The 10200-nt window shown below is 72.8% G+C and carries 12 protein-coding genes; 8 read left to right on the top strand and 4 right to left on the bottom strand.

Translation table 11 applies throughout. The features are described 5' to 3' along the window. Positions 1–139: 139 nt before the first annotated feature. A complete protein-coding gene (locus tag MR1_RS17385; protein ID WP_067249930.1) occupies positions 140–550 on the bottom strand; it encodes a RidA family protein in 411 nt (136 codons plus the stop codon). 132 nt (positions 551–682) lie between these two features. Between MR1_RS17385 and MR1_RS17380 the strand changes: the two genes are divergently transcribed. The 3 genes from MR1_RS17380 to MR1_RS17370 are packed head-to-tail and all read left to right on the top strand — an operon-like array spanning position 683 to position 2586. Beyond that, complete coding sequence (locus tag MR1_RS17380) at positions 683–1093, top strand: VOC family protein (protein ID WP_067249926.1); 411 nt, start codon at positions 683–685, stop codon at positions 1091–1093. Between the two features lie 48 nt (positions 1094–1141). After that, the gene (locus MR1_RS17375) at positions 1142–1585 is read left to right on the top strand and encodes a VOC family protein (protein WP_067249924.1); all 444 of its coding nucleotides are present in this window, start codon (positions 1142–1144) and stop codon (positions 1583–1585) included. Positions 1586–1608: 23 nt separating this feature from the next. Continuing rightward, on the top strand, positions 1609–2586 hold the full coding sequence (locus MR1_RS17370; protein ID WP_169797710.1) for a GNAT family N-acetyltransferase: 978 nt from the start codon (positions 1609–1611) through the stop codon (positions 2584–2586). Here MR1_RS17370 and MR1_RS17365 read toward each other — a convergent pair. Further along, positions 2573–3814 carry an MFS transporter gene (locus tag MR1_RS17365; protein ID WP_067249939.1) on the bottom strand — a complete coding sequence of 414 codons (1242 nt, stop codon included), beginning with the start codon at positions 3812–3814 and terminating at the stop codon, positions 2573–2575. The genes MR1_RS17370 and MR1_RS17365 overlap by 14 nt on opposite strands. Before the next feature lie 105 nt (positions 3815–3919). Between MR1_RS17365 and MR1_RS17360 the strand changes: the two genes are divergently transcribed. The 5 genes from MR1_RS17360 to MR1_RS17340 all read left to right on the top strand — a co-directional run bounded on the left by MR1_RS17360 (position 3920) and on the right by MR1_RS17340 (position 7656). Further along, positions 3920–4597 carry a GntR family transcriptional regulator gene (locus MR1_RS17360; RefSeq protein ID WP_067249916.1) on the top strand — a complete coding sequence of 226 codons (678 nt, stop codon included), beginning with the start codon at positions 3920–3922 and terminating at the stop codon, positions 4595–4597. 13 nt (positions 4598–4610) lie between these two features. Next, positions 4611–5366, top strand: coding sequence for an SDR family NAD(P)-dependent oxidoreductase (locus MR1_RS17355; protein ID WP_067249913.1), 756 nt, complete (start codon positions 4611–4613; stop codon positions 5364–5366). A gap of 118 nt (positions 5367–5484) precedes the next feature. After that, positions 5485–5940, top strand: coding sequence for a carboxymuconolactone decarboxylase family protein (locus MR1_RS17350; RefSeq protein ID WP_067249936.1), 456 nt, complete (start codon positions 5485–5487; stop codon positions 5938–5940). 43 nt (positions 5941–5983) lie between these two features. After that, complete coding sequence (locus tag MR1_RS17345) at positions 5984–6877, top strand: sigma-70 family RNA polymerase sigma factor (RefSeq protein ID WP_067249909.1); 894 nt, start codon at positions 5984–5986, stop codon at positions 6875–6877. A 59-nt stretch (positions 6878–6936) separates the two neighbouring features. Next, positions 6937–7656 (top strand): peptidylprolyl isomerase, encoded by a 720-nt coding sequence (locus tag MR1_RS17340; RefSeq protein WP_084344871.1) that lies wholly within the window; start codon positions 6937–6939, stop codon positions 7654–7656. Positions 7657–7680: 24 nt separating this feature from the next. Here MR1_RS17340 and MR1_RS17335 read toward each other — a convergent pair whose 3' ends face one another. Both MR1_RS17335 and MR1_RS17330 read right to left on the bottom strand, forming a co-directional pair. Then, positions 7681–9114: an MFS transporter gene (locus MR1_RS17335; protein ID WP_067249906.1), complete on the bottom strand. Its 1434-nt coding sequence runs from the start codon at positions 9112–9114 to the stop codon at positions 7681–7683. A gap of 104 nt (positions 9115–9218) precedes the next feature. Further along, the gene (locus MR1_RS17330; RefSeq protein ID WP_067249902.1) at positions 9219–9974 is read right to left on the bottom strand and encodes an AAA family ATPase; all 756 of its coding nucleotides are present in this window, start codon (positions 9972–9974) and stop codon (positions 9219–9221) included. Between the last annotated feature and the right edge of the window lie 226 nt (positions 9975–10200).

Raw genomic sequence — 10200 nt, 5'->3', positions numbered from 1 at the left:
CGACGCCCGGGGCGCGCTGGGCCGCGCGGGGGTGGGATCGCGCGCTCTGCCGCGCGACCTCGCCGCGGAGGACTGGGCCGTGCTCTGGCAGGCGCTGAGGGCGGGACGGTGAGGCGGCGTCCGCGATGCCGTCCGAGCCTCAGGACTCGTCGACGACGGCGGCCACCGCCTCGATCTCCACGAGCTGGTCGTCGTACCCCAGCACGGTGACGCCCATCAGCGTGCTGGGGACGTCGTGAGCGCCGAACGCGTCGCGCACGACCTCCCAGGCCGCGACGAGGTCGGCCTGGGAGGACGAGGCGACGAGGACGCGTGTGCTGATGACGTCGGTCATCGATGCGCCGGCGTCGGCGAGCGCGCGCCGCAGGGTCTCGACGCATCGCGCCGCCTGCCCCGCATAGTCGCCGACGGCGGCGGTGGAGCCGTCGTCCTCGAGCGGGCACGCGCCGGCGAGGAAGATCAGCCGCGCGTCCTTCGGCGCGGTGGCGGCGTAGGCGTACTCGGCGACGTCGGAGAGGGTGGCGGAACGGATGAGGGTCACGGCGGTCATGTCCCCACTCTGCCAGGCGCATCGGCCCCGGCGGACCGGCGCTGGCCATGTGCGGACAGCCCATTGCGGATACCCGGGCCCGGGCGGAGACTGAGCGTGCGCGACGACCGTCGCGTCTGTCGAAGGAGCATCATGGCGAACCTCAACCCGTATCTCTCGTTCCGCGACAACGCCCGCGAGGCGATGGAGTTCTATCAGGGCGCGCTCGGCGGCGAGCTCGACATCTCGACCTTCGAGTCCTTCCCCGACATGGTCCAGGGCCCCGACGAGGCGTCGCTGGTCATGCACGCGCAGCTCACCACGCCGGACGGACTGGTCCTCATGGCCTCCGACACTCCGCGCGCCATGCCGTACGCCGCGCCGCAGGGGGTCGCCGTCTCGTTGAGCGGCCCCGATGCGGACGAGCTGCGCGCCGCGTGGGACCGGCTCACCGACGGCGCCTCGATCACCATGCCGTTCGCCCCGGCGCCCTGGGGCGGCCTGTTCGGGATGTTCACGGACCGGTTCGGGATCGACTGGATGGTCGCGACCACCGAGGACTGACGCGCCGACCGCACGGCCGCGTCCGCGGTCCGTGGGAGACTGCCCCGTATGGCCCGCATCGACCACCTCGGGATCACCGTCGACCACGTCCCTTCCGCGTCCGCACAGTTCGACCCCGTCCTCGCCGCGCTCGGCTACCGCCGCACCCACGACGCGGAGGACCTCGCGTTCTGGACCGGCGTCGTCCCCGAGATCCTGCTCTATCCCGCGCGCGAGGAGGGGACCGCGCCGCACCGGCACGGCCGCGTCGGATGGCAGCACCTCGCCTACCGCGTCGAGTCGCGCGCCGAGGTCGACCGGATCCACGGCGTCGCGCTGTCGGCCGGCTGGTCCGCCGTCCGCGAGCCCAAGGAGTATCCGCGCTTCACTCCGGAGTACTACGCGTCGTTCGTCGAGGACGACAACGGCATCCGCCTCGAGGTCTTCCACGACCCGCAGGGCTGGGAGCATCCGTCGCCCGATGCGGAGGACGCGGACGGCGGCGCTCGATGACACCGCCGGTCACGGTGCGCCGCGTGCCCACCGACCGATCCGAACAGCTGCGCGCCGTCTGGCGCATCCTGGATGCGGCGTACCGCGAAGGCCGTCCCGACGCGGTGCCCGAACCGGAGCACGCCCTGCTCGCCCGGGCACAGTCCCCGTCGCCGTACGCCGAGCGCCGGTGGTTCCTGGCGGAGATGGGGGGTGAGCCGGTGGGGGCGGCCGAGCTCGCCTTCTCCCTCGCCGACAATCCGCACCTGGCGACGCTCGCGCTGGGCGTTCTCCCGCCGGTCTGGCGACGCGGCATCGGCCGCGCGCTCCACGAGCGTCTCGTCGCGGAGTGCCGGGAGGCGGGGCGCCGCACGATCCTGGCCGAGGTCTCCCGACCGATGGATGCGAGCGGCACCCGCGCCGTGTTCGCCGAGGCCCTCGGCTACCGGGTGGTCCACACGGAGCACGTGCTGCGTCTCGACGTCCCCGGGGCGGACGGTCCCGCGGCATCGACCGCCCCGTCCCGCCCCGATGGGGCCTACGAGATCCTCGGCTGGACCGACCGCTGCCCCGAGGAGTTCCTCCCGGCGTACCTGGCGATGCGCAACCAGATGAACGCCGACGTCCCCCTGGGCGAGATCGACATCGATCCGATCGTCCTCGACGAGGAGCGCCTGCGGGTCTCCGAGGAGCGCACATCCGCGAGCTGGCGCTCGTTCGTGGCGGCGGCCCGCTCCCGCTCGACCGGCGAGTTCGCGGGGTACTCCGTCCTCATGACCCCGAGGGATGACGCGCGCGCGGCACGTCAGGACGACACGCTCGTGATGCCCGCCCACCGCGGACACGGACTCGGCGGGGCGCTCAAGCGCGACACGCTCGCGCGGCTGCGGAAAGAGGCGCCCGAGTGCCGTGTCGTCTACACCTGGACCGACCCGGCCAACACCGCGATGTACCGCACGAACGAGGCGTTCGGCTACCGTCCCGTCGAGGTCATGCACGAGGTCGAGCTCACGGGGTTCTGATGCCTCCGTCAGGCGCGACGGGGAGGGAACCGACAGGCTCCGCGAGATCGTGGCGGTCCTCGCGCGGGACCAGGGGCAGCGCGACCGCGGGCGCCGCCGCCAGCAGGGCGAAGGCCACCGGCGCCCCCACCAGTCCGATCAGCGCGCCGACCGCCGGCCCCACCGCGGATGCGACGAGGAACTGACCGGTGTTCTGCACGCCGAGCGCCCGCCCCGCCCACGACGTGCCCGCCGCCTCGGCCACCGAGGTGAACGCCAAACCGTTGTCGGCCACGCTGACCACCGTCGCCAGGACGAAGACGACGGCGGCCGCCGCGTCGATGCGCAGCGCGCCGGCGGCGCCGACCGCCAGCATCACCGCGACCCCCGCGATCGCCACCCACCGCAACACCCGGACCCGGCTGCCCACGCGGTCGCTGACGCCCCCGATGAGGATCCGGCCCAGTGCGCCGACGAACTGCGCGACGGAGATGAGCAGCCCGGCCATCGTGGCGTCCCACCGCAGATCGGTCACGAGCCAGACGACGCCGAAGATCGACAGGGCGAACTGGGGCACGACGAGCAGCGCCGACACGAGGTGGATACGCCACAGGAACGACCCGGCGCGGTAGGGGTTGGCCGGACGGGCGAGCACGACCTCCGCTCGCGGGGCCCTGGGCGGGTTGCGGATGCCGATGGCGCACAGCACCGCGAGCACACCGGTGAGCACGGCGGACAGGAGGAGGGCGGCGCCCACGCCGGCGCCGCCCACGAACGCGGGTACGAGCACGGCGGCGACCGACACCCCCAGCGGCTGCGAGATCTGGCGGACCCCCATCGCCAGCCCGCGGCGCTCACGCGGGAACCATCCGATCACCACGCGTCCGCTCGCCGCGTTCACGCTCGCCGAGGCCGCCCCGCCGACGAGCAGCAGCAGGCCGAGCAACGCGCGGTCCTCCGCCAGGGCCGCTGCGCCGAGGGCCGCCGCCGCCGTGAGCGCGGATCCGCCGGCGATCACAATCCTCTCCCCGTGCCGGTCCGCCAGGGCGCCCCAGAGCACCATCGTCAGGACCAGCCCCACCGTCGGCGCGGCGGCGAGGAGCCCTCCCTCGGCGAGCGACATGCCCTGCTCGGCATGCAGATACGGAATCAGGAAGGCCGGGGTGCTCACGAACACGGTCCCCGCCGCTTGGGCGGCGACGCCGAGGGAGAGCATCGTCCACGCACGACGCGGCGTCGCAGAAGCCATCGCGATCTCCTTCAGGTCGTCCAAGAGAGGGGTATCGTTACGGTACACCCAGTTGGTATCCCACAAATTCCGCGCTGAGGAAGAAGGCCGTCGATGAGGAGCACGATGAGCACTGCGCACCGATCCGGGCTCCCGCGGGACACCTCGATCTACGGCCGCCTGCGACACGGGATCCTCACCCTGGACCACCTGCCGGGTGAGAAGCTCACCGAACGCGGGCTCGAGGATCGCCTCGGCTCGTCGCGCACCCCGATCCGCGCCGCCCTCCTGCGCCTCGAGGCCGATGGCCTCGTCCGCCGCGACGGCCGGGGCTGGACCGTCGCCCCGATCGACCTGGCCGAGATCCGAGCCCTGGCCGAGTACCGCGAGGCGATCGAGGTCGCCGCCGTCCGGATGGCCTCCGACCGTGCCTCGGACGACGACCTCGCCGCTCTCGCCGACGCGATCGCGACGGACGACGACGACCTGCTCCGCCCCGGCGCGGGCTTCCACGAGATCATCGGCCGGCTCTCCGGGAACGTCTTCCTGGCCGAAGGGCTGGCGGGCGCGATGACGCGGCTCCTGCGGCCGCGGTGGCTCGAGGTGCGCACGGACGAGGCCAGAGACCGCGCCAGGGACGAGCACCGGGAGATCGCGGACGCCCTCATGGCCCGGGACGCGGAACGAGCCGCGGAGCTCGTCCGCGCGCACGTCCGCAGCGGAGCGCAACGGACGGTCGAGACGCTCGCGCACGAGCGGCGCCGGCTCCGCGGGCACGGGCTCGCCGTCGTGGACGAGGGCTGATTAGGCTGGCGTCATGACGACGAGGGACGAGGCCGGGCACGCGGTCATCAGCGGCGGCGGCACGGGGATCGGTCGGGCCACGGCCCTCCGGCTCGCCCGCGACGGTTTCGACGTGACGATCATCGGCCGCCGCCCCGCCGTCCTGGACGAGGCCGCCGAGCAGATCCGCCGGGCCGCCCCCCAGCGCCGGGTGCACACCGTGACGGCGGACCTCGAGGACCCCGCGCAGGTGGAGCGCGCGGCCGCCGAGATCGCGGCGGCCGGGGCGGTCGACGTGCTCGTGAACAATGCGGGCGGGAACCTCCTCGACCGCGGCGAGGGCCTGAGCGGACTGGCGGACTACTACGAGGCCAACTTCCGCCGCAACGTCCTCACGGCCGTGCTCCTCACCGAGGCGCTGCTTCCCCATGTGCGACGACCGGGACGCATCGTGTCGATCAGCTCCATCGCCGGGCTCCGTGGTGCGGACGCCTACGGTGCGGCCAAGGCCGCGATCCACGGATGGAGCATGGGCCTGGCCCTCCAGCTCGCCGACGAGGGTGTGACGGTGAACGCCGTGGCCCCCGGATACGTGCCCGACACCGAGTTCTGGGACGGCCGGCGCACCCCCGAGATCGCCGCCTCGCGCCTCGCCGGGGTCCCGATGAACCGCCCGGGCACGCCCGACGAGGTGGCCGGTGCGGTGTCGTATCTGGCCGGGCCGTCCGCCGCCTGGACCACCGGTCAGATCATCCAGGTCAACGGCGGGGCCCTCCTCGGCCGCGGCTGACGGGACGATCGACGGCCGGCTGTCACACTTCGGGCGTGCGCTCCGACACCATCCATGAGGCCGGTGGCGCCTCCGGCGAGATCCGCCGGAGAGGACCGGCGGAATGGAAGCATCCGCGATGCGAATCGACATGTCCCGGACCAACAAGCTCGGCTACGCCGCCGTGATCGGATTGGAGGCGTACTCCCGGAAGTCCGTCGACGCCTCCCTGTATCACCTGCTGAAGCTTCGCGCGTCGATCCTCAACGGCTGCGGCTTCTGCGTCGACATGCACTCCACGGACGGCGCGAAGCACGGCATCCCGCAGCGCAAGCTCCACGCCGTGGCCGCCTGGCAGCACGCCCGGAACCTGTTCGACGAGCGGGAGCTCGCGGTCCTCGCGCTCACCGACGCCGTGACGGAGCTCGGTCCGACGACGGTCACGGACGAGATCTGGAACGCCGCCGCGCAGCACTTCGACGAGGGAGAGCTCGGAGCCCTCGTGCTCGCGATCGCGACGATCAACGTGTGGAACCGGATCGCCATCGCGACCGAGATGGAGCCGCCCCTGGACGACGAGCATCCGGTCGAGTGAGCGGATCCCCGGCCCGCCCGCCGCACGGGCTAGCGTGGAGGCCATGACCGCCTCCTCCCCCGCCACGCAGGCGTGGGAGCGTGAACGCGGCCGACTGCTCGGGATCGCCTATCGCATGCTGGGCGATCTCGGGCACGCCGAGGACGTGGTGTCGGAGGTGGCGATCGACGCCCTGCGCGAGGAGCGGGCGGGGACGCGCGAGGTGCGGTCCTGGCCGGCCCTGCTCACGACCATGTGCGTGCGACGCTCCATCGACCGGCTGCGGGCCGAGATCGCGGTCCGGGAGGACTACGTCGGGCACTGGCTTCCGGAACCGGTGGCGACCGAGCGTCTGCCCGAGGACGCGATCGCGGACCGCGAGCTGCTCTCCCACGCACTGCTGCACCTCGCCGAGCAGCTCGCTCCCGAAGCCCGCGCCGCGCTGGTGCTGCATCGGGCGTTCGGCATGCCGACGCGGGAGATCGCGGAGATCCTGGAGAAGAGCCCGACGGCGGTGCGCCAGCTCCTCTCGCGGGCCGAGCGGCGGCTGCGGATCGACGCGACGTCGACGCCGCCGCGCTCCGCGGACCGGGAGGCCCTCGCCCGTCTGGTCGCCGCGATCGAGGAAGGCGAGATCGACGCCGTGGTGACCCTCCTGGAAGACGACGCGATCCTGTGGGCCGACGGCGGGGGCCGGGTCCGCAGCGCGCTCAACCCGGTGTTCGGCGCGGAGAAGGTCGCGCGCTTCCTGCGGGGGATCGTGGAACGCGCCCGCGCGCACGACGCCGTCCATCCGCTCCGGGGCGGTCTGGTGGAGGTCAACGGCGAGACGGCGCTCCTGCTGCACTACTCGGGGCACGACGCGGTCGTGACGATCGAGCTCGGCGATTCGGGTCGGATCCGTGCACTGCGGCAGGTCGCGAACCCGGAGAAGCTCCGCCACGCACGCGCGGCGTGACACCACGCGCCCGGCTCGCCGCGTCGGGCGCGCGCTCCGGGCCGAACTACGATCGATGCATGCGCACCTCCTCCCGTTCCCTGGCCCGCCGTTCCCTGCTCGCGGTGTCGGCCGCGGCCATGCTCGCCCTCGCCGGATGCTCCACGACTCCCGCGGCGCCGACGGACGCCGGATCCGGTGCGCCCAGCGACGCCAGCGCCAGCGCCAGCGCGGAACCGACCACGCCCGCCGGCACCTGCGTCTACGGTGCGGCGGGACCGGCGGCCAAGGACGCGACCACGCCGCCCGCGGAGCCGACCGCGTCGGGCACGGTCCCGGCGACGATCCGCACCAGTGCGGGCGATCTGGCCGTGTCCCTCGACGCGGACGCCGCGCCGTGCACCGTCAACAGCTTCCTGTCGCTCGCGCAGCAGGGCTACTTCGACGAGACCCCCTGCCACCGTCTCACCACGTCCGGCATCTTCGTGCTGCAGTGCGGCGACCCCACCGGCACGGGCACCGGCGGGCCGGGATACGAGTTCCCCGACGAGCTGACCGGCTCGGAGACCTACCCGGCCGGGACCCTCGCGATGGCCAACGCCGGCCCCGACACGAACGGCTCGCAGTTCTTCGTGGTCTACGCCGACACCCAGCTCGCCCCGAGCTACACGGTCTTCGGATCTCTGGACGCGGCGAGCGTCGAGGTCGTCAAGGCCATCGCGGCCAAGGGCACCGACACCGGGGCAGGCGACGGCAAGCCCAAGGAGCCCGTGACGATCGCCGGCGTCACCGCCGGCTGAGCCCCGCGCCCGCCGGCGACGTCCTCACTCCGGCAGGGAGGGGTGCCGTTCGCGTGCGGGCTTCGTCGGGATGATCAGGGCGAGCACGAACGCGACGGCCGCGGCGCCGATGCCGAGCAGGAACGCCAGCTGGAATCCGTCCTCGGTGGGCTGCCCCATCGGGCTCTGGGCGCTGGACGCCGCGAGGACGGCGCCCATCACGGCCGCCGCGGCGCTCGTGCCGAGAGACCGGCACAGCGCGTTGAGCCCATTGGACGCGCCGGTCTCGCTCTGCGGCACGGAGCGCATGATGAGCATCGGCATCGAGGCGTAGCCGAAGCCGATCCCTACGCCGATCAGGAGGTTCGCGACGAGGACGTGCCAGACCTCGCTGTGCAGGAGGATGGTGAACGCGTACGCGGCGATCAGGGCGGCGGCGCCGCCCAGCAGCAGCACCTTGGGGCCGATCGCGTGAGCCACGCGCCCGGCGACCGGGGACAGCAGCATCATCAGGACGCCCGACGGCATCACGACCAGGCTGGCGGCGATCAGGGGCAGGCCGAAGCCCACACCGGACTCGGCCGGCAGCTCCAGCAGCTGCGGATACACCACGTTCGAGGCGAAGAGGGCGAAGCCCATCGCGATCGAGGCCAGGTTCGTGAGGAGCACGGGCCGGCGGGCCGCGACCCGCAGATCCAGGAGCGGCTCCTTCGCCCGCAGCTGATACCAGCCCCACAGCACGAGGAGTGCGAGTCCCCCGAACCCGCTCAGCAGCGTCGCCGGTGACGACCAGCCCCATTGATCGCCGCGCGACACGGCGAGCAGCACGCCGATCAGCGCGATGCTGAGACCCGCGGCGCCGAGGTAGTCAAATCGCCCTTCGGTGCGCAGGACGCTGACCGGCACCACCCAGAGCACGAGCACGAACGCGGCCGCGCACAGCACGGTGGTCACCCAGAACAGCAGATGCCAGTCGGCGTACTCCGTGATGAGAGCGCTGATGGGAAGACCCAGCGCACCGCCCACGCCGAGCGTCGAGCTCATCATGGCCACGGCGCCGTCCACGCGCTCGGTCGGGAGCACGTCGCGCATGACCGCGATGCCCAGCGGGATCACTCCCGCCATCGCGCCCTGCAGCGTCCTGCCGATGACGACGCCCTGGATCTGCGACGACAGGGCGACGACCACGGACCCGATGAGGGTGATCACCAGCAGCGACAGGATGATGCGGCGCTTGCCGTACATGTCGCCGAGACGTCCCGCGATCGGGGTGACCACCGCCGACGCCAGCAAGGTGGCCGTGACCACCCAGGCGGTGTCCTCGCGGGCGGCGCCGAGCAGATCCGGCAGCTTCGACTGGATCGGGACGACGAGCGTGAACAGGAACGACGCGCAGAGCCCCGTGGCCAGCAGCACCGCGACGATCGCGCGATGCGGTGCCGGCCGCGACAGTCGACGGCGCTCCTCTTCGACTCCCATCAGACGACCCACCCGTTTCGCGACATCGCCTCCGAGTCTAGGGGGAGAACCGAGGGTCGGTCTCCGGATCGCCGCCGCGGCCGGCCCCGGCCGCCCACGGCACGTCAGTCGAGCAGGTGGCGGAGGTAGCGGGACGGATCCCCCAGGAACGAGCGCCAGTGGGCGACGAGCTCCAGCTCATCCCACCCGACGCGACGCAGCCCGTGGTCGCCGACCTCGAGGATCGTCGCTCCCGGGAGGGCGGCGAGCACCGGCGAGTGCGTGGCGCAGAGCACCTGCCCGCCCTCGTCGGCGATGCGGCGCAGCACGGCGATGAGCGAGAGCGTCGAGCCGAAGGACAGCGCTGCCTCCGGCTCGTCGAGACAGTAGAAGCCGGGGTCGTCGAAGCGCGCGTCGAGCAGCGCGAGGAAGGACTCGCCGTGGCTCATCTCGTGGAAGGCCGGCTCCGGACCGGTCCCCGGGTTCTCCTCGAGGTAGGTGTAGAAGGAGTGCATCGTCTCGGCGCGCAGGAAGAACCCCCACCGGTCGGCCCCGACTCCGCGTCGGATCCGCAGCCAGTCCGACAGCGGGGACTCCGTGGCCCGGGTGCGGTGGTTCGCCTGGCGGGATCCCCCCTCCGGGGAGAGTCCGTATGCGATGGCGATCCCCTCCACGAGCGTGGACTTCCCGCTGCCGTTCTCGCCGACGAGGAAGGTCACCCCGGGATCGAGATCCAGCCCGTCCCGCAGCACCTGAGCGACCGCCGGGATGCTCACCGGCCATCGCGGGGAGGCCGGGTCCGGCGCGTCGTCGTTGGCGCTCACCGCGACGACCGGCTGTTGGCGGGTGCGGCGACTGCGCGGATCCCAGAACGACTCCATGCTCCCCCTCCGCTGGTCCGACCGTGCGCCCCATTGTGCCGGGAGCTGCCGACAGTGCGTCCATCCGACCCACAGAGGACGGACATCCGGCGGACAGGATCATCAGATACGTTCCTGGAGTCCGGCGCTCCTGCCGCACCCGACCGGAGGACCCATGACCCAGACGCTTCCTGCGGCCGTGCACGCCCCGCCGCCCCCGCCTCGCGCGCGACCGGTGCGCCGAGGG

The sequence above is a fragment of the Microbacterium resistens NBRC 103078 genome, assembly GCF_001552355.1.
In the GTDB taxonomy this organism is placed as follows: domain Bacteria; phylum Actinomycetota; class Actinomycetes; order Actinomycetales; family Microbacteriaceae; genus Microbacterium; species Microbacterium resistens.
Note: the sequence above shows the minus strand (reverse complement) of the source record. Positions and strands in the feature narration are given on the sequence as shown.